Origin of the sequence: Vibrio fortis, from assembly GCF_024347475.1 — a bacterium.
Classification (GTDB): Bacteria; Pseudomonadota; Gammaproteobacteria; order Enterobacterales; family Vibrionaceae; genus Vibrio; species Vibrio fortis.
In genome coordinates, this window is record NZ_AP025487.1 from 1,674,377 (window position 1) to 1,692,771 (window position 18,395).

The 18,395-nt window shown below is 44.4% G+C and carries 17 protein-coding genes; 8 read left to right on the top strand and 9 right to left on the bottom strand.

What is annotated here, in order from left to right; genetic code table 11:
- Positions 1-95: 95 nt before the first annotated feature.
- Together OCV50_RS07210 and OCV50_RS07215 are read left to right on the top strand one after the other, a co-directional pair.
- The gene (locus OCV50_RS07210; protein ID WP_261902601.1) at positions 96-1,901 is read left to right on the top strand and encodes an ABC transporter ATP-binding protein/permease; all 1,806 of its coding nucleotides are present in this window, start codon (positions 96-98) and stop codon (positions 1,899-1,901) included.
- Between the two features lie 149 nt (positions 1,902-2,050).
- On the top strand, positions 2,051-2,515 hold the full coding sequence (locus tag OCV50_RS07215; protein WP_032548968.1) for an acyl-CoA thioesterase: 465 nt from the start codon (positions 2,051-2,053) through the stop codon (positions 2,513-2,515).
- A 350-nt stretch (positions 2,516-2,865) separates the two neighbouring features.
- Here OCV50_RS07215 and OCV50_RS07220 read toward each other — a convergent pair whose 3' ends face one another.
- On the bottom strand, positions 2,866-5,145 hold the full coding sequence (locus OCV50_RS07220; RefSeq protein ID WP_261902602.1) for a peptidase U32 family protein: 2,280 nt from the start codon (positions 5,143-5,145) through the stop codon (positions 2,866-2,868).
- Between the two features lie 155 nt (positions 5,146-5,300).
- Here OCV50_RS07220 and OCV50_RS07225 point away from each other — a divergent pair, with 155 nt between their 5' ends.
- Positions 5,301-5,903, top strand: coding sequence for a glutathione S-transferase (locus tag OCV50_RS07225; RefSeq protein ID WP_261904136.1), 603 nt, complete (start codon positions 5,301-5,303; stop codon positions 5,901-5,903).
- A gap of 81 nt (positions 5,904-5,984) precedes the next feature.
- Here OCV50_RS07225 and OCV50_RS07230 read toward each other — a convergent pair whose 3' ends face one another.
- Genes OCV50_RS07230 through OCV50_RS07240 form a run of 3 tightly spaced genes read right to left on the bottom strand, consistent with a single transcriptional unit; the run spans position 5,985 to position 6,981 of the window.
- Positions 5,985-6,434: a GyrI-like domain-containing protein gene (locus tag OCV50_RS07230; RefSeq protein WP_261902603.1), complete on the bottom strand. Its 450-nt coding sequence runs from the start codon at positions 6,432-6,434 to the stop codon at positions 5,985-5,987.
- A gap of 52 nt (positions 6,435-6,486) precedes the next feature.
- On the bottom strand, positions 6,487-6,720 hold the full coding sequence (locus OCV50_RS07235) for a hypothetical protein (protein WP_239840919.1): 234 nt from the start codon (positions 6,718-6,720) through the stop codon (positions 6,487-6,489).
- A 9-nt stretch (positions 6,721-6,729) separates the two neighbouring features.
- Entirely contained in the window at positions 6,730-6,981 is a 252-nt protein-coding gene (locus tag OCV50_RS07240) for a Rho-binding antiterminator (protein ID WP_239840920.1), read from the bottom strand.
- A 230-nt stretch (positions 6,982-7,211) separates the two neighbouring features.
- Here OCV50_RS07240 and OCV50_RS07245 point away from each other — a divergent pair, with 230 nt between their 5' ends.
- On the top strand, positions 7,212-8,390 hold the full coding sequence (locus OCV50_RS07245; protein WP_261902604.1) for a BamA/TamA family outer membrane protein: 1,179 nt from the start codon (positions 7,212-7,214) through the stop codon (positions 8,388-8,390).
- 34 nt (positions 8,391-8,424) lie between these two features.
- Here OCV50_RS07245 and catB read toward each other — a convergent pair whose 3' ends face one another.
- From catB to OCV50_RS07260, 3 genes are all read right to left on the bottom strand, one after another.
- Entirely contained in the window at positions 8,425-9,051 is a 627-nt protein-coding gene (catB, locus tag OCV50_RS07250; RefSeq protein ID WP_261902605.1) for a type B chloramphenicol O-acetyltransferase, read from the bottom strand.
- 42 nt (positions 9,052-9,093) lie between these two features.
- Complete coding sequence (locus OCV50_RS07255; RefSeq protein ID WP_261902606.1) at positions 9,094-9,255, bottom strand: hypothetical protein; 162 nt, start codon at positions 9,253-9,255, stop codon at positions 9,094-9,096.
- Between the two features lie 165 nt (positions 9,256-9,420).
- The gene (locus tag OCV50_RS07260) at positions 9,421-9,807 is read right to left on the bottom strand and encodes a SpoIIAA family protein (protein WP_261902607.1); all 387 of its coding nucleotides are present in this window, start codon (positions 9,805-9,807) and stop codon (positions 9,421-9,423) included.
- Positions 9,808-10,131: 324 nt separating this feature from the next.
- Here OCV50_RS07260 and OCV50_RS07265 point away from each other — a divergent pair, with 324 nt between their 5' ends.
- The 4 genes from OCV50_RS07265 to OCV50_RS07280 all read left to right on the top strand — a co-directional run bounded on the left by OCV50_RS07265 (position 10,132) and on the right by OCV50_RS07280 (position 14,365).
- Complete coding sequence (locus OCV50_RS07265; protein ID WP_239840925.1) at positions 10,132-10,554, top strand: universal stress protein; 423 nt, start codon at positions 10,132-10,134, stop codon at positions 10,552-10,554.
- A 185-nt stretch (positions 10,555-10,739) separates the two neighbouring features.
- Positions 10,740-12,086, top strand: coding sequence for a DASH family cryptochrome (locus OCV50_RS07270; protein ID WP_261902608.1), 1,347 nt, complete (start codon positions 10,740-10,742; stop codon positions 12,084-12,086).
- A 9-nt stretch (positions 12,087-12,095) separates the two neighbouring features.
- Positions 12,096-13,643 carry a cryptochrome/photolyase family protein gene (locus tag OCV50_RS07275; RefSeq protein WP_261902609.1) on the top strand — a complete coding sequence of 516 codons (1,548 nt, stop codon included), beginning with the start codon at positions 12,096-12,098 and terminating at the stop codon, positions 13,641-13,643.
- Positions 13,643-14,365 carry an SDR family oxidoreductase gene (locus OCV50_RS07280; RefSeq protein WP_261902610.1) on the top strand — a complete coding sequence of 241 codons (723 nt, stop codon included), beginning with the start codon at positions 13,643-13,645 and terminating at the stop codon, positions 14,363-14,365. Before OCV50_RS07275 ends, OCV50_RS07280 begins: the two co-directional genes overlap by 1 nt.
- Position 14,366: 1 nt before the next feature.
- On the opposite strand, the gene OCV50_RS07285 is transcribed toward OCV50_RS07280, so the two are convergent.
- A complete protein-coding gene (locus OCV50_RS07285; protein ID WP_261902611.1) occupies positions 14,367-14,516 on the bottom strand; it encodes a DUF2256 domain-containing protein in 150 nt (49 codons plus the stop codon).
- Between the two features lie 153 nt (positions 14,517-14,669).
- Positions 14,670-18,389: an SbcC/MukB-like Walker B domain-containing protein gene (locus OCV50_RS07290; RefSeq protein WP_261902612.1), complete on the bottom strand. Its 3,720-nt coding sequence runs from the start codon at positions 18,387-18,389 to the stop codon at positions 14,670-14,672.
- Between the last annotated feature and the right edge of the window lie 6 nt (positions 18,390-18,395).

An 18,395-nucleotide genomic window follows, 5' to 3' on the forward strand; every position in this document is an offset into this window, starting at 1 on the left:
AGAATAATAACCATCTCCAAGATCATTCGGTATCGCACATTTTGGCCAGCGATAACATGCTCTAATGAGTTATCAACCAACATAAAGGTAGTCTAATGTCCGACTCTGCTTCTACGCTTGAAGAGCAAATCACACAACCGCCCGAGAATACGAAAAAGAGCCTGAAGATCTTACTTGAGCTCTTTCAGTTCATTAAGCCGTATCGAACCAAAGTCGCTATCGCGTTAATAGCGCTTATTTTCACCGCGAGTCTGACGCTTACCGTCGGTCATGGTGTACGAATCTTGATTGACCAAGGCTTTACCCAGCGTTCAACCGGTGAACTGGGCAATGCGATTCAATTTATGTTGGTGATCATTGGTTTAATCTCAGTCGGGACTTTCTTCCGCTTTTACTTGGTGTCATCAGTCGGAGAACGGGTCAGTGCCGATATACGTTTAGCGGTGTTCAAACATGTGGTCTCCCTGCATCCGAGTTATTTTGAAACCAACGGCAGTGGTGACATTATGTCACGTATCACTACTGACACTACCCTGCTACAGAGCATTATTGGCTCATCGTTCTCAATGGCGATGCGTAGTGCATTGATGTGTATCGGCGCTGTGATCATGCTGTTCGCGACCAATATCAAACTTACCCTAATCGTTTTGGCATCCGTTCCCTTCGTTCTGGTTCCGATTCTAGTTTATGGTCGACGTGTAAGGACGCTTTCTCGTCAGAGCCAAGATTCAATGGCCGATGTCGGTTCTTATGCTGGCGAAGCAATAGAGCACATCAAAACCGTACAGAGCTATAGTCACGAACAACAAGAGATCGCTTCATTTGGTAAAGAGGTAGAAAAGGCTTACGAGATTGGGCGTCAACGCGTTAAACAGCGTGCGATTCTAATCTCTGGCGTAATTCTGATCGTGTTCAGCGCTATCTCCGGGATGCTGTGGGTCGGTGGTAGTGACGTGATTAGTGGCACTATGTCGGCAGGTGATCTGGGCGCATTTGTATTTTACGCAATTATGGTCGCCTCATCGCTTGGCACTATTTCAGAGGTAATGGGTGAACTTCAACGTGCAGCAGGTGCAACTGAGAGGTTGATAGAGATTTTACACGTTGAGAGTCATATTGTTGCTCCAGTTGACCACCCTCAACCCATCGACGGGTTATCGGCAGAGGTTGCCTTCAATGATGTCACCTTTAGCTACCCTTCTCGCCCAGATGATCCAGCAACGACGGCTCTCACTATGACAGCCGAAGAAGGGAAGGTATTGGCGCTCGTTGGGCCGTCTGGCGCCGGTAAAACAACGCTATTCGAACTCCTGCAACGCTTCTATGACCCGCAACTTGGTAGCGTTACACTTGGCGGCGTTCCGCTTCATCAGTTTGATCCTAACGAATTGCGCTCGCAAATGGCGTTGGTGCCACAACAACCCGCTCTGTTTAGTCACGATGTGTTCCACAATATTCGTTACGGGAATCCAAATGCCACTGATGAAGAAGTCATTGCAGCAGCAAAAAAAGCGCATGCTCACGACTTTATTATGTCGCTACCTGAAGGCTACAACAGCTTCTTAGGCGAGCGAGGTGTTCGCTTATCTGGGGGACAACGTCAACGTATCGCGATTGCCCGCGCGATCTTAAAAGATCCAAACATTCTGTTATTAGACGAAGCCACCAGCGCGCTCGATAGTGAAAGCGAACACCATGTCCAACAAGCCCTGGAAGAGCTCATGAAAGGACGAACAACTCTCATCATTGCCCACCGACTTTCGACCATCAAACACGCCGATCAAATTGCCGTGCTTGACCAAGGAAAACTGGTGGATTTAGGGAATCACGACTCGCTCATGAAAAGCTGCGACCTTTACCAGCGACTGGTAGAACTGCAGTTTAAACACGTACGTGGCTAGTCAACGAAATTGATGAGTATTTGCTCATTGGTCACAAGTCACAGCTCGCCATTTTCTATGTTGCAGCAATGTTAAAATGGCGATAGTGTTTTTATTCCAATAACTCATGATTTCTCAAAGATCATTCTAACCACAATAAGAGAGTCTGCATGGAAGCACTATTATCTGAATATCCTGTAATCACAGAAATCCCCGTGGCTTGGGGAGAGATGGACGCACTCAACCACGTAAACAACGCGGTCTACTTTCGCTATTTTGAAACCGCTCGCTTAGACTTTTTCAAGCACGTTGAGCTTATGGAAGAGATGGCTGTCACCAAAGTTGGCCCAGTGCTCGGTGATACTTACTGCAAATACTTCCGCCCAGTCACCTACCCTGACACATTGTTAGTAGGTTCTAAAGTGACAGAAGTTCAAGACGACCGCTTTACCATGGAATACGCTATCGTCAGTAAGGCACAACAAAAAGTCACCACTATCGGTACAGCAACGATTGTGATGTTTGACTTTGCATCTAACCAGAAAGCGCTACTCTCTGTCCGATTGCTAAATGAAATTCAAAACATGAGCACGCTAAAAAGCCCATGCTTTAAGCAAGAAACAGTCGCTGAGTAACTAGGGCGTGTTGACCTTTCGTGGTTAAATTTTGTTCGGATGGGAACGCCTAGTCAAAAGCGTTTTAATCGCGGCGAGGGAGAAGTAACCTAGTCATTCTAAGCAAATCTCCCTCAACAAAGAGTAAAACGCTTTTAGACGAACCCTTCGGGCAGCGTTTGCTGGTCATTTCTACTGCGTTATCGGCTTCTCATGTAGGCTAGCTACACATCAAAGCCTCTGCCTTGTATAAATACCCAGCAACTCGCTGCAAAAACCAACTCGAAAGATCAACACGCCCTAGATATATTTATTAGAATTAAGAAGGCCACTCGATTGAGTGGCCTTTGTTTTTTTATGAGTGTGTCTGATTACAAACCTTGAACGTATTGGTTGTTGGTTCTGATCTGCACTAAGTGGTTTAGGTTATCCGTTGCGGTTTGATCACCCTTCAAAAGCGCTTCAAACTGTTTAATCAACTCAACCTTGTCTGCTTTCTCTTTTGAACCAGAACCGATATCAGTAAGGTCGATAAAGAACTCATCAAACAGATTTGAAAGGTCTGCCACCGCATCTTGGTTTAAGAATTGCTCATGGTTGTAAATACTTGGGTAACCGCCCTTCTGCTTATCTACCGCAAATGAAGTGCCTTTCACATTGGTGATGGTCGTTGCTTTCTCACATCGCAGCATACAACCGTCTTCAATAGCAGGCTTGTTACAGCCAACTGTTCTTTGGAAGAAACATTGGCGGCTGGTCATCATTAGGATTGGGTGATAAATGCTGTAGTAAAGCTTAAAGCCTTCAGGACGACGAACATGGCGCAGTTGACCTTTGTTCAGTTCGTTTGAAAGAAAAGCACCTGAACAGTTCAACTGCTCTTTTAGCGTGTACAAAGCGTGTGAATTGGTCGTATTCATGAATGGACCCGCCACCCATTCGATTCCCATCTCATACGCCTTGTAAGCAATACCAGTATTGTTAGTAACGATACGCTTTGGTTTAACCGTTTCAAGAATACGTACCGCTTCAACGTAATCTTTACCAATTAAGACAGCAGGGAACCAAGGGATCAAGCGCGGGTTTTCAGAGAGAATATCAATGTACTTATTATTGCGCTTTTTGTAGCTCTCAGGCAGCTTGAAGTAGATGTCCGCGTCCGTTACATCACAAAGGTGCAGATCGGCAGTGTCAGCAATCAACAAAGACAGTGTCGGTGTCTCGTTCACTTTGCCAAACTTCGGTAGCGCGGGAACATCAACATTCTTCACAACGTCCACAGAACCATTCAAGATAAAGTCGATCTCTTCTTTTAGCTGAGTTAGCTCTTTCAAAGAGACAAATAGACCTTCGTTGAACTGTGTAAAATCATGACCTTCGAGTGAGTGAATCCCGCTGCGAAGTGATTTGAAGCGTTTCTCTAGTACCTCTTGGGTCAATGGCTTTTCACCATCGGCGATCAGTACTGACTTTGACTTCACTTCAAAGTTATCTTTGTCAGAAATCACTGATACCACCAATGGCTGCCCCTCACAGGCGTTGAAAGCGAGCTTGATTGGTGTCTTACGAATATCCAGATACTGAATTTTGCTGCGCATCTCATCGCCTAGCACATCTTTCGCAGCATGAAGATCTTTGCTGACATCTTCGATCTGAACCACAGAAATCGCGTCGTCTGCATTTGGATCAAACTGTTGAACTTGCTTAGCCGCCTGCTCTACCGCGTAGTTTTTACTGTTGTCACGCGGGTTATCGATGAACATCTCTTTCGTTAGGTTGCCCTTTAAGAAAGAGTTGGTGAAGTCGCGGTTGAATACCTTGTGAAGATTTGAATCATCATCAATCAGATCGCCACTTTCAATGAAACTATCGATCTGTTTACGCCACGTATCAATCACGGTGTAAACATAGTGAGCGCCCTTGATACGGCCTTCTACTTTGAGTGAATCGACCTGAGCATCTACCAGTTCTGGCAAATCGTAGTAAGCGGAATTGTCTTTCAAATTAAGTGGGTAGCGGTTACCTGCATCAGTAATCTCATATTCATCACGACACGCCTGTGAACAGCGACCGCGGTTACCTGAGTTACCGACACTCACTGAGCTTGAGTAACACTGGCCAGAAAACGCGATACACAAAGCGCCATGAACAAAGACTTCTGTTAGAACATCGTGGTCATGCGCAACTTGAGTCAGCTCTTTAATCTCAGGCAGGTTTAACTCACGCGATAAGTTCACGCGTGACGCACCGATCTTAGCTAAGAACTTGATTTGGCCTTCGTTGTGCGTAGTTAGCTGGGTAGAAGCGTGAACATCAATCGTTGGAAAGTATTTCTTCACCAGATCAAACAGACCCAAGTCTTGGACAATGATGCCATCAACCTTGGTGTTCACAAGCTGGTTTAGAAGCTTACTGATGTTCTTGATTTCGCTCTCAAGTAACACGACATTCAGGGTCAGAAAGATCTGACAACCGTACTCATGAGCAAGACGAATAATGCCGTTCAGTTCGTCTAAAGATAAATTCGAGGCGCGGTTACGGGCGTTGAATGTACCCAGTCCACAATAGACCGCATTAGCACCTGCAACGATAGCTGCTTTGATCGCCTCTACATCGCCACCTGGGGCTAATAACTCAATTTTTCTGCTCATTTTTGAAGTCGCTCACTTACTTATAATTTTTAAGCCGCGTATTCTACCCACATCACCAACCCTTTACCACCGCACAGCAACTTTTAAACCTAATGACAACAAAGACTCCTCAAGACTTGCCTATCCTTTATTCACTCCGTCGCTGCCCTTATGCAATGCGTGGACGATTAGGAATTCTCCTTGCAAATCAACAAGTCTTAATCCGTGAAATTGTCACTAAGGATAAGCCAGAGCAACTGCTTGAGTGCTCGCCAAAAGGTACAGTCCCAGTATTATTATTACCCGATGGAGAGGTTATTGAGCAGAGTTTAGATGTGATGATGTGGGCGCTTCAACAAAACGATCCTCAAGATCTTCTTCGTTCGGGTAATCCTTCACTTAGTGACCAAATCCACCAGCTCATCCAACACAATGACAATAAGTTTATTGGTCACTTAGAAAAGTATCGCGCTTCAGTCCGCTATCGAAATGACGACATCGAGCAGCGTAGAAACTTGTGTGAAGCCTTTATCACTGAGCTTGAACGAAAACTGGCCCAGCACGACTATTTGTTTGGAGATTCACCTAGCCTAGCCGACTTTGCCGTTATGCCTTTCGTTAGCCAGTTTGTAAGAGTGGAAAAGAAATGGTTTGTGCAGTCTGAATACCAGAATGTAGGACGTTGGTTACGAACTCACCTGGAAAGTAAGCTCTATACCCAAGTAATGAAACAGTACCCATTGTGGAATGACACTAAACAAGATTGTCTTTTTGGATAAGACCAAACAGCAAAAGAGCCACTCATACCGAACGGCTCTTTTATTTCATTAACTTTTACGCGAAATATCCGCGCTCAAAGATTATTGAATCGCAATTGAAATCTCGACTTCAGTTTCACCTTTATACAACTCAAAGTCTGTTGTGTAGGTTCGCGTATGTGGACAATCTGGCGCGTTAAAATACGCCCAAACTTCTCCCCATAGATCGATCACCGCTTGTGGCAACTCGCCTTCTGCTGAGAAAGTAAGATATTTTCCTGCTTTGATTTTTGTTTCGACCAATTGGTCAATGGTGTTATCAGTGAGAGCATTGGTACATGCAATCACATCAAAATCACCGGTAAAATCCGACTCATAATTGGTGTAAACGCCGTAAACCTTTGAGTCCGGAGTTAGCTTAGGAAAAGCTTGTTCGAAAAAGCCTTGCCACAACTCACCAATTTTCGCCTTAGCTTGGTCAACTTCATCAGTATTATTCGTTCTTACCGCAAAGCCATACGCTTTTACTGCCTCTAATGTTTGTTCTTTCACTCTTCTATTCCCTGAGCCATGTTAACGTATCAATCGTTAAGCCGAGTCAATTCTAATCTTGAATCTCTTTATGTCCGCACTTTTCACAAACAACATGGCGAGAAAATTCATCCATCGCAGCGATAAAACCGCCTAAAAACCAGCCTTTGACCAGACCGGAAATAAACTCAAGCCGCTTTTGATTTGGTTTACCCGCGAATTCACTCTCCTTTCTCACCAAAACAACAACATGTTGCGTACGCTCACGACAAGATGTGCAGTAGCAATGCTCTATCGAAGTATTCATATGTCACCCCTACAAGGTTTTAAAAAATTTTTGCTTAAAATGGGGGTTATCGACACACACTTCTAATTCAGCAATCCCTGTCAATACAACAAGTTGTTCTTGTCCAGCGACACTTAACTTAATACATTCATCTTTGTCTTGGTTGCGTTGGGTATCTAAAGCAACACCCTCGACCTGTTCACCGGAGTGTAAAGTGAGTTTAACTGGGTACCTGTGCATACACACAATTTCAATATAATCGTAATCACTGCAACTAATCATAATGCCTCCCAATCTTTCACCACGTTAATGCGGCATGCCGTTCTATGCAAACTGTTTATAATCAATCATTCACTCAAATCACATTGAAACAACACATACTTAAGGTATTCCAAATTTTAATCATAGATCCACCTTTAAACACCTAACTTACTTAATAACGTTCGTTTTATTGCGCTATCTATTTGTTTGATTACACTGAAGTTATTGGACAGTGAATAATACGGAACGTTATGAACTTAAAACCCCTAGCCGCGAGCACGCTCGTACTGTTCTCTGCAACAGCAGGTGCAGTGAGTTTTATCGACCAAATCGATGGTCACTTAGACATGGGTGAATACCTAGCTGAAAATGCCTATGGCTTTTTGCCTGTCCCGATTCTAATTACGGAGCCAGCCGTTGGCTATGGTGGTGGTTTCACCGGTATCTTTCTTCATGAATCAGAAGAGCAGAAAAACACACGCAAAGCACTGGCGGAGAAGTCCCTTGATGGAGGTGTACAACTCTTAACACCAGCAATCACCGCAGTCGGTGGCTTTGCGACAGAAAATGGCACTTGGATGGCATTTATTGGTCACAAGCGAAGCTGGAAAGAAGATTCAATACGCTACCTTGGTGGTTTGGGTTATGGCGATATCAATATGACTTTCTACCGACAAAGCTCATCAGATGCTCTTTCACCCCTCGCTCCAAACGAAGGTATCGAGCTCGGCTTAAAAGGCATGGGAGGAATACAAAAGCTTCAGTTTCGAATCCAAGATACACCATGGCTAGTCGGTTTATCGCAGCAATTTTTTGCGCCTAACTTATCGTTAAATAACCATCCAAAAGCACAAGAGATCCTAAATAATATTGGAAATACCTCGCCTACTTCATCAGGCTTGGGTTTAATCGTTGAGTACGACAGTAAAAACAGCTTTCTAAATCCAACTCAAGGCTATAACTATGTCGCTGAGTATCTATGGTTTGGTGATGGACTTGGCAGTGATTACAACTATCAAACGTTCAATCTAGAGGGATTGAATTATTGGGAGATCAACAAGGAATGGAATCTCGCGTTGCGGGGCCAATATAAATCCCTGTCGACTGATGAACGCTTTCTATCGCCTCAATACTATCCAGACATTCAGTTAAGGGGTATTGCGAGAAACCGCTATCAAGGAGAGCATACCTTTGCGGCAGAGGTGCAAGTAAGCAAACAATGGACGCCCCGTTGGTCAACAGGTGTGTTTACTGGGATTGGCTATGCTGGCGACAGTGACAGCGATATGTTCGACCAAAGCTCACACTCAGCGTATGGCGTTGGCTTCCGATACCTTATCGCGAGACGGTATGGCCTAATTTCGGGGATTGATATTGCGTTTAGCGAAGAAGATACCGCGCTCTACTTTCAAGTCGGAGCCGGCATCTAGCTAAATCACGATTCAATTTACCAAGCAGAAGGTACTAAGCAAAGGTCTTCCAATACTGGTACAAGCCATCGATATCAGAAGAGCACATCAAGGACATTGCACCTTTGAGTTGCTCTTCATTCCATTCCCACCATTTCATTTCTAGCAACTGTGTAATTTCAGTTTCGCTAAAACGATAGCGGATATGACGAGCCGGATTAGAGCCGACAATTGAGTACGGCTCAACGTCTTTGGTTACCACTGCGCGGCTGGCGATAATGGCACCGTCTCCAACCTTTACGCCACTCATGATCATCGCCTCTGAGCCAACCCAGACATCATTACCAATCACAGTGTCTCCAGAACGTTCGAAGCCATCGATCGCTCCTTCAAATTTTTCATCGTCTTGGTAGAAGAAAGGAAAGGTACTGACCCAATCATGCTGATGTCCTTGGTTTCCCGCCATCATAAACACGGCACCAGAGCCAATCGAGCAATAGCTGCCAATGATTAATTTATCGACATCATCTCTGTCTGGTGCAAGATAACGAGCACAATCGTCAAAGCTATGGTTATGGTAATAGCCGGAATAGTAGCTATGCTCACCAACAATGATGTTCGGGTTGGTGACTTGCTCTTTAAGAGACTTGCCCGCAAAGGGACTTTCAAAATAGTTGTTCACAGTAAACGTCTACATTTAGGAAGGTTGAGTTGTAAATCAGCGTTACGAGTCATCGCCGCAACTGTCACACGCTTGGTAAGTTCTATCGCCTTCACTGATGACAATAAAAGAGGACACACACTGTTCACACAGCACTCGTTTTGGATAGGCATCTTTTTGCTTCTTGGCGTTAATATCGCCTTCAACAACGTAGGCTTTTCTCATGGTAATGCTCGGCAAGATACAAATACGCCCTATGGTGTCTCAACAGGGGTTCGTATCCAGTTATAGGTTCGCATTTGGATAGATAATCAAATGCATGCGTTGCCCAAATTGTATGCCGAAAATCGAGACAACGCATTGAAAATCAAAAGAGGTCGAATAGATTGATTACGTTGCCGCTGTTACCCAATCGATAGCATCATCATATTCAGTGAACTGTTTGACCTCACCAGCGATAAACAAACTGCCTACTTTAGACGCTAGCTCCTGCCAGCCTTTATCACCGTAAATAGCGACTTTGCCTAAATTGGTTCTCAGCTTAATCCCCAGTTTTAAGTCGTCCCACGCGGCTCTGATATCCCAACCGTTGAGCTCTTTTATATCCGCAACCATTTTAATGTTTTCAGAACCGACCGTTTTCAGTGCCGATTCGAGTTTAGGGGTTAAGGCGAGATAATCTTGGTGGGTTAAGTGCCCTGTCGCTTTGAACATTAGTACATATTCATGGTCGATTCGCTCTACTCCAACGGATATTCCATGGCGATCATTAGTCATAATGCATTCCTCTCTCGTTAGTCTTCAAAATCTATTCATAGATTACGACATCAGTTGAATACGTATTGAGAGCCAATGGCAAAATTTCAGAGATCGCTCGGTTTTTGTTCTCATATTTACAAGAATTTTAAGCGCTTATATAAATCGGTGTAATTCTTAGTTCAAAGTTATTCAGGTAATGCTGAGGGAACTATCAGTGTAATAGAAACTTCCTCCTTTAGAACAAATAGATATGAGCATTTTGTTTAATATGAGATCCGTTCGAAGGAATTTTACTGGCGAAATTCTATGCTATTTATAGACCCTAGATAAGAGAGGTGAGCTATGGACTACAAACACATACTCGTCGCGATAGAGCTGTCTCAAGACACAAATATCTTAATTGATAGAGCGACATTTTTTGCCAACAAACTCGATGCCGATCTTTCTTTCGTTTATATCGATGGTACGCATGGTGAGATATACCCTGAGTTGGTGGACATTAAACAGCACAGCGGTGAACTCCCATTCAATGAAGATGCAGTTAAACAGCTAAGAGATTTCGAATCCTACTCAGAACACAATATTAAGCACCTATTCATGGGAACGGGTGATTTGACGGAAAAGCTCAAAGAAACCGTTGCGGCTAACCAAGTCGATTTTCTGATTTGCGGCCATCACCATGACTTTTGGAGCAAGATTATCTCGCATTCCAAACAGCTTATTGATAAGTCACCTGTCGATATTTTAGTGGTACCCATTGAATAGTCGGATATTTGAAACCTTGCCGAGCATCGCGCTTATTTTTTCAATCTACGTGATGCTCGGTAGTCACGCTTCCTCTTTGATTTTTCTACCCATTCTTACTGCTCTCACCTGATCTAAAAGCGCAACTGGATCGTAACTATTACTGGTTATCAACTTACGCGATTCGTATCAAGAGAAGCACAAAGATGAAAAAAATTGGCCTTTACTTTTTTACTAACGACCTACGCTTTTTGCACAATGAACTTCTGTCAGCTGCATGCAACCAAGTTGACGAATTGATAGGCGTCGTTATGCCTATTCACATCTCTCCATTCGTTCAACAACATTCTGTTGAAAAGCAAATTGGACAGCAGAGATTAACGTTCTGGCAACAATCTCTTGAAGATCTCGCTCAACACTTCGACGCGCAAAATCAACGCCTATATACATTAAAAAACATCAAAGCTGATGACCTAATTCAACTAATCGAAACGTGCCAAGTAAGTTATGTTTACTACAACCAACACCCCGGTAGTGATGAACGTGACTTAATCATAAAGGTGCAACGCTCATTGCCTAACATCGAATTTATCACCACTAGTAACAACACTTTGCTCGACATTGAACAGCTACCATTTGAAATGAGCAAGCTTCCGAGTTCCTTTACGCGTTTTCGAAAAACTGTCGAGGCTGAGAGTGACCTTTTAAATAGTACTCCACAAAATCCAGTTCCAAGACTTCCTGAAGTTTCAGGTTCGCTGAACGATGCTCTCCAGAGTAATCCCAGTGTTTCGCCAGTCAAATTTTCAAATGCAGCCCCTACTCCACGCACAATAATTCCAACAAGCTTTACTCTATTTGAAGGAGGAGAAAGTGCCGGGCTTACACATTTAAAAAACTATTTCCAACACTCTTATGCCAGCCATTACAAACAAACCCGAAACGCATTTGATGGTATGAGTCACTCCACCAAGCTTTCGCCATGGTTAGCAGTGGGTTGTTTGTCACCAAAGACTATAGTCAGCACGCTTCATCAATACGAAGATCTGCATGGATCGAACGAATCAACTTACTGGATTAAATTCGAACTGCTTTGGCGTGAATATTTTTATTGGAGTGCGCGCGTTGCAGGACATGCTCTCTTTTCAAAACCTGTGATTAAAAAACCTCACATTGGTGATTCACCAAACTCTGAAGCTTTAAAGGCTTTCTCCCTATGGAAAACGGGCAATACCAACTACCCGATTGTTAACGCGTGCATGCGCGAGTTGAACGCAACTGGTTACATGTCTAACCGTGGCAGGCAATTGGCTGCAAGCTGTCTTGTTTACGAGCTAGGTTGTGACTGGCGTTGGGGAGCAGCTTACTTTGAAACTCAATTGGTCGATTACGATGTCGCGTCTAACTGGGGTAACTGGTCCTATATTGCTGGCATGAACGGACAACAGGCTCGCCACTTTGATCTTGATAAGCAGACTCAAATGTACGACCCACAACATGACTTTATTCGCCGATGGGTCACCACTGACAAACAGCACCAGATAGCCGAATAGGAATAGAGAATGAATTTCAAAACTGTACGCTTAATACTGGGTGATCAACTCAATATTCAACACTCTTGGTTCTCTAACCGTGATTCTAGTGTCCTGTACATCATTGCCGAGCTCCACCAAGAGACTGGCTACGTCAAACACCACAGTCAAAAAGTCGCGGCATTTTTTAGCGCAATGGCGGCTTTCGCTTCCGAACTGAAAGATGAAGGTCATGAGGTGCTGCACCTGACACTGGACGACACTCAACAGTTTCCAACACTGAATGATTTGATCGTGCACTACACGACAGAGTTTGAGGCGGAAAAGTTTGAGTACCTACGCCCTGATGAGTACAGACTGTTAAGTCAGCTAGCTCAACTCAAGCTACCGAAAGCAGTAAAACTCTGCACCTGCACCGAACATTTCCTTCTGCCATTTGACGAGATTGAGCCTCAATTCCCAGCGGGCAAGCACATCATGATGGAACATTTCTATCGTAGAATGCGCAAGCGCTTCGCAATATTGATGGACGACGGCAAACCTGTGGGCGGAAAGTGGAACTACGATGGCAACAACCGAAACAAGCTCAAGCCAAAAGATATTGAAGCGCTACCCTCGCCTTTGATGTTTGCTAACGATGTAAGCGACATTGTTGAACGCATGGAAAGGCATGTTATTGCAACCATTGGTGATATCGATAAGACGAGACTTCTATGGCCGATTAATCGTTCACAAAGCTTGTCGCTGCTCGCACACTTTTGCCATACCTGCCTGCCCTTATTTGGTCGTTTTCAAGATGCCATGACCAAAGGTCATAGTTCTCGTTGGAGCTTATACCATAGTCGTTTGTCATTCAGCTTAAACAGCAAACTCATTACTCCCCAAGAAACAATCGATGCGGCGCTTGCTGCTTACCACAGTAACGCAAACATCGATATTTCTCAGGTTGAGGGGTTCGTACGTCAAATCCTAGGTTGGCGGGAGTACATTCGAGCCGTTTATTGGGCCAATATGCCGCGCTACAAAACCATTAATCACTTTCAAGCATCACGTCCACTACCTCACTATTTTTGGGATAGTGAAACCAAAATGCAGTGTATGAAACAAGCCATCAAGCAGTCACACGAATTTGCTTATGCCCATCATATTCAGAGACTGATGGTGACTGGAAACTTCAGTTTGATCGCCGAGCTAAATCCAAACCAAGTTGATGAATGGTACCTTGGCATTTATATCGACGCTGTAGAGTGGGTTGAAATGCCGAATACACGTGGTATGGCTCTGTTTGCTGATGGTGGGATTGTTGGCACCAAGCCCTATGCTGCGAGTGGTGCTTACATCAATAAGATGAGTGATTACTGTAAGGGTTGCCACTACAACGTGAAGTCGAGAAGCGATGAAGATGCTTGTCCGTTCAATAGCCTGTACTGGCGTTTCATGACAAAGCACCGCGAACAACTCACTCGAAACCCAAGAATGGGAATGATCTATCGCTCTTGGGACAATATGGACGAACAGGAGCAAGAAAAGACGCTAAAACGTGCTGAAACTTACCTCGAACATTTGGAGGATTTGTAATGGAAAACGCGATAAAGACGGTGTTAGTGATTGGAGGCTCTGGCGGTATAGGTAAAGCCATTGTTAAACAGTTGCAAACAATAGATCCCGCAGCCAACATCCATACGACGTTCTGCAATGGCAAGCCAGACTTCTCTATCGATAATGTCACATGGCATAAGGTCGACATCACTAAAGAATCAGATGTACAACAACTCGCATCCCACTTCACTTCGTTGGATTGGGTGATCAATTGTGTTGGGATACTTCACACAACGACTCATAAGCCAGAAAAGAGCCTAAACACCGTCGACTCAGAGTTTTTCTTAGAGAACATGACGACTAACGCGCTTCCGACTCTACTTCTTGCAAAGCATTTTACCTCTTTATTGAAACGTTCTCCCTCAGGTAAGCTTGCAACCATTTCAGCCAAGGTTGGAAGCATCAGTGATAACCGTTTGGGCGGTTGGTACAGCTATCGCTCCTCTAAAGCGGCACTCAATATGCTGATTAAATCTATCTCTATCGAGTGGAGCCGTATTGCCAAGAAAGCAACGATCCTCTCTTTGCATCCAGGAACGACCGATACCCCGCTCTCCAAGCCCTTTCAGACCAATGTTCCTGAAGGAAAACTGTTCGATGCAGACGATGTAGCCCGTCAATTATTGAGTATTATTGAAAGATCAACGCCAGAAGAGAGTGGTCGCTTCTTTGCGTACGATGGTGAAGAGCTGCCTTGGTAACTTACTGCTTGTGGATACTGCCTTTGTTTCGGCGACAACGTTCTGAGCAATATTGCACCTCGTCCCAACACTTTTGCCACTTCTTGCGCCACGTGAATGGGCGAAAACACACTGGACAGAGTTTAGTGGGAAGGTCGCGTTTCTTTCGCATCGTGTTTCTCTAACTTAAGGATGATAGAGACTATACGCGTCAAAACAGCTAAGGGTTCGAAATGCTGATGGAATGACAAAGCCAACAACCGAAAAAAGGGGCAGATTCACTGCCCCTTTGTACTTGTTAGTTGGTAATAGTCACGGTTTAGGTTTAGGCGACTTTAAACTCTTTACTCATCTCACTAACACCCAAACCAGAATGTTTTGTGATTTTAAGCTGGACTGGCACTCGCTCTTTTAGTGCCTCGACGTGACTGATCACACCTATCATCTTGCCAGATGCATTCAAGTTATCGAGCGCGTTTAGGGCAATATCTAATGTGTCGCTGTCAAGAGTACCGAAGCCTTCATCGAGGAACAGCGAATCAATACTGGTTTTATGGCTCACCAAATCAGACAGCGCTAATGCCAAAGCCAGACTCACCAAAAAGCTTTCGCCCCCAGAGAGTGTTTTGGTGTCGCGAACCACATCACCCTGCCACGTATCTAACACTTGCAGCTCTAGCCCATCTTCCGCTTTACGCTTTAACTCATAGCGACCATGTAGGCGTTGCAACTGTTTGTTGGCAAGATAAACAAGGTTTTCAAGGGTTAGTCCTTGTGCAAACTTCCTAAACTTGTCGCCGTTCTTTGAACCAATCAATGAATTCAGCTGCGAGATATCATCAAACGCTTGTTGCTTCTCATCAATCTCTTTAAACAAGTGCTGTTGGTTCTCTCGGTTCTTCCTGTCCATTTCGAGATTTGCGTTAATGGCACCGATTTGACTAGCGGTCGCTTGTTGCTGTTGTTGGCAATCAGCGACTTGTTGCTCTACTTCTTCAATTTCAATCTGTTGCCATTGCTCTGCATTTGCGTTTTCAAGCAACTCTTCGACACTTTGCTTCGCAGCTTTGAGCTTTGCAGAGCTGCTCACTATTGCGTTATCGAGCTTTTGTTTGAGTTCAACAAGACCAATTCGCACCTGCTCATCCAATAGTGCTTGCTCAAATTCACCTTCTGTTTCAAAAGGACTTGCCGTAAGCGACGCAATCCAAGATTCATTTGCTTGAGTTAGCTCGACTTGCTTAGCATCAAGCTCGTGCATGAACGCTGACTGTTTGGTTTGCCATTCACGCAGCGTTAGCTCGCATTGGTTAAATACGCCTTTCAAGGTTTCAAGCTGTTTTGACGACTCTTCCAATCGCGCATTCATTAACTGCTCTTGCTGTTGAATTTGCTTATCGCCAAATAGTACCTGACGCTCCTGCTGGATCTTAGCAAGATCATCCGAAGTCAAAGCCAGGTCTTTCTCAAGCTGTGTAAGCTTATTCGTTTGTTCAGCTAATGACGCAGCCAAAGACTGATGCTTCTCTTGTTGGGCAATCAATGTTTTATCCAGTTCGGCTTTTTGTTGATAATTGGTTTGCCACTCTTGCGACGCCGAACTCTTCGATTCTAGCCATTGATCAATGTGTTCCAACTCAGGTGCACTGTTGCCTGTCTCAGAAATACTATTTTGTAATGCCACCCATTGTGATGATTGAGTCTGTTTTAATTGATCTGCCTGCTCTTGTGCATCAACGCGCTGTTTTTGCAAATCCGCAACGCGTGTAGACAGTGCTTCGACCTTATTGAGCGCGTCTTTCAACGCTAATTCCATATTAATACGCTGCTTCTCTGCGGACTGGTAGTCGACTTTCGCTTGCGCTTGCTGCTGTTGGCGCTGAGTAACTTGATTCAGTTCCTGCTCACAACGGTCAACAAATATCGCGACAACATCTTTGTCGGCAATCTGATCATGAGTAACAACCCACTCCATCATTTGAGTCTGGTTGTCGGAATTCTCTTCACCGATTTGAGTAAGCTTTTCAACCAGTGCCGACCAAGATTGCTTAGCTTGCTCTGCATCCGTGGTTAAGTTCTTAATCTCACCTTCAAGGTGGCTCAAAATCGGGCTCAGAGAGTCTAATTTCTGGCGAAGATCCTGCCCCTCTTTTTTAACCAACGCCAACGCTTCAGACTCTTGGTTTTGTTGCTGAAGTAACGCATTCATATCTTGAGATTGTTCAACTGAGTGATCCGTTGAGCCACACAATGGACATTCAGAGCCCGGCGCTAACATTGCGCGATACTTAGCGAGTTCACCCTCTTGAGCAATCAAGGCCTTCAAACGCTCTAGCGACTGCTCTTTCTCTTTGTAACGCTCCACCAAGACTTCACGTTGCTTTGTCAGCTCAGTGTTTTCATTGGTTTTGTTGTGTAAATCAACACGTTTAGCTTGGAGCTGTTCGGTCGCCATCAAGTAACGACGTTGAATATCCGTTAATGCATGAGTTTGTCGGTTCCACGCTTCAAGAGCTTGTTTTAAGCCATTTAACTGTTCTTCACCATGTGCCTGCTGAGATTGCTCCCATATTACTTTGGCAGTTTGCTCTGCTGTCTTCAGTGCTGATAACTCTTGAGTGTTCTTTTGTTGCTCTTGAGTTAATTGTTGAGCTTGTTGCTGTTGGGCACTGATTTCATTAGAAAGACGCTCTACGCGCTTTTGCTGATCCGTTTGCTGTTGTTCGAGTGTTCGGATCTGAGCAACATTGGTTTGCCACTGCCCTAAATAACGGTCAAGAGATTTGCTGCTTTCATTGGCCGATAAGTACTCGGCCAATGTTTTCTCTGTGTGCTTTAACTCTTCAAGCGACTTGGCAGCGCTTTGAATCAAAGACTGTTTAGTCTCTTGTTCTGCCTTGAGTGCTGACTGAGATTGCTGCAGCGTTGTTCGTTTTTCATTAAGCAAAGCAATTTGCTGATCAAGTGGACGTACTTTTTCGATAGTAGCGATAAGATCCGCTTGCTCTTTGCGAAGTTGGTTTGTTGTCTCTGCTTGTGTGTTTAACGCCGCTTCCGTTTCAAGCTTCTTTTGATTGCCTACTTCAAGCTGCTTGTTTGCATCCGCCAATTGAGCAGTTAACGCCGTCACTTCTTGTTGAACGCGATTACGCTCTTTATGCAGTGGACGCAGTTTTTCAGCAGGTTCACTTTTCGCTAACTGTTCCAGCGATTGACTGTTGGCTTCCATCTCCGCTTGTGCAGATTTGAGCTCACTTTCACTGTTCTCAAGAGATAGCTTGGCTTTATTGAGCTCTCGCCACCAAGCCAAATGTTCTGACCAGCTTTTCAGCTCTTGGTCGAACTGCTTTAATCCGACCTCTAAGTTTGTTTTGTTTTGAGAAAGCTCTTCGACTTGTTCAGCCGTTAGAAGGTTAACGCCTTCAGCTTTCGCTTTGAGTTGGTTTAGCCCTTCTTCACTGGATTTGTAATGCTCGTAAATGCGCTCAGAGATCAAACTGTAGATCTCTGTACCGGTAAGTTCCTCAAGCAGCTCTGCTCGGTCGTTAGCATTAGCATTCAAGAATGCAGCGAATTCACCCTGTGAAAGCAGAATAGACTTAGTAAAGCGTGAAAAATCGAGACCTGTTGTTGATTCCACCAGCTTAATCTTTTTGCTCAGTTGAGTTTCAAGCACTTTATTGGTGTCGGCATCCGAAAATTCACAGGTCGGTGTTTGCAGTGCGCCATCGTGTTTGTTACGAGCGCGTTTTTGGTGGAAGTTAGAACGGTAAGTTTTACCCTTCACTTCAAACTCGATCTCAGCAAAACACTCACCCGTGCCGCGGGTCATGATCTCGTTGTTGCCTTTCGCAATACTTTTTAGACGAGGCGTTCGGTGGAATAAAGCCAAACAGATCGCATCCAAAATCGTGGTTTTACCTGCCCCCGTTGGCCCGGTGATCGCGAACAAACCATTTTCAGCGAACGGAGATTGAGTAAAATCTAGCTTCCAGCGACCTTTGAGTGAGTTTAGGTTTTCAAATTCTAATGATAAAATTTTCATAGCGGA

Bases quoted from the DNA above. Each gene is read 5' to 3' on its own strand.
- OCV50_RS07265 (WP_239840925.1), top strand. From the start codon at position 10,132: ATGGACTACAAACACATACTCGTCGCGATAGAGCTGTCTCAAGACACA.
- OCV50_RS07245 (WP_261902604.1), top strand. From the start codon at position 7,212: ATGAACTTAAAACCCCTAGCCGCGAGCACGCTCGTACTGTTCTCTGCA.
- OCV50_RS07255 (WP_261902606.1), bottom strand. From the start codon at position 9,255: ATGAGAAAAGCCTACGTTGTTGAAGGCGATATTAACGCCAAGAAGCAA.
- OCV50_RS07285 (WP_261902611.1), bottom strand. From the start codon at position 14,516: ATGCGAAAGAAACGCGACCTTCCCACTAAACTCTGTCCAGTGTGTTTT.
- OCV50_RS07275 (WP_261902609.1), top strand. From the start codon at position 12,096: ATGAATTTCAAAACTGTACGCTTAATACTGGGTGATCAACTCAATATT.
- OCV50_RS07210 (WP_261902601.1), top strand. From the start codon at position 96: ATGTCCGACTCTGCTTCTACGCTTGAAGAGCAAATCACACAACCGCCC.
- OCV50_RS07240 (WP_239840920.1), bottom strand. From the start codon at position 6,981: ATGATTAGTTGCAGTGATTACGATTATATTGAAATTGTGTGTATGCAC.
- OCV50_RS07280 (WP_261902610.1), top strand. From the start codon at position 13,643: ATGGAAAACGCGATAAAGACGGTGTTAGTGATTGGAGGCTCTGGCGGT.
- OCV50_RS07215 (WP_032548968.1), top strand. From the start codon at position 2,051: ATGGAAGCACTATTATCTGAATATCCTGTAATCACAGAAATCCCCGTG.
- OCV50_RS07270 (WP_261902608.1), top strand. From the start codon at position 10,740: ATGAAAAAAATTGGCCTTTACTTTTTTACTAACGACCTACGCTTTTTG.
- OCV50_RS07235 (WP_239840919.1), bottom strand. From the start codon at position 6,720: ATGAATACTTCGATAGAGCATTGCTACTGCACATCTTGTCGTGAGCGT.
- OCV50_RS07260 (WP_261902607.1), bottom strand. From the start codon at position 9,807: ATGACTAATGATCGCCATGGAATATCCGTTGGAGTAGAGCGAATCGAC.
- OCV50_RS07225 (WP_261904136.1), top strand. From the start codon at position 5,301: ATGCGTGGACGATTAGGAATTCTCCTTGCAAATCAACAAGTCTTAATC.
- OCV50_RS07290 (WP_261902612.1), bottom strand. From the start codon at position 18,389: ATGAAAATTTTATCATTAGAATTTGAAAACCTAAACTCACTCAAAGGT.
- OCV50_RS07220 (WP_261902602.1), bottom strand. From the start codon at position 5,145: ATGAGCAGAAAAATTGAGTTATTAGCCCCAGGTGGCGATGTAGAGGCG.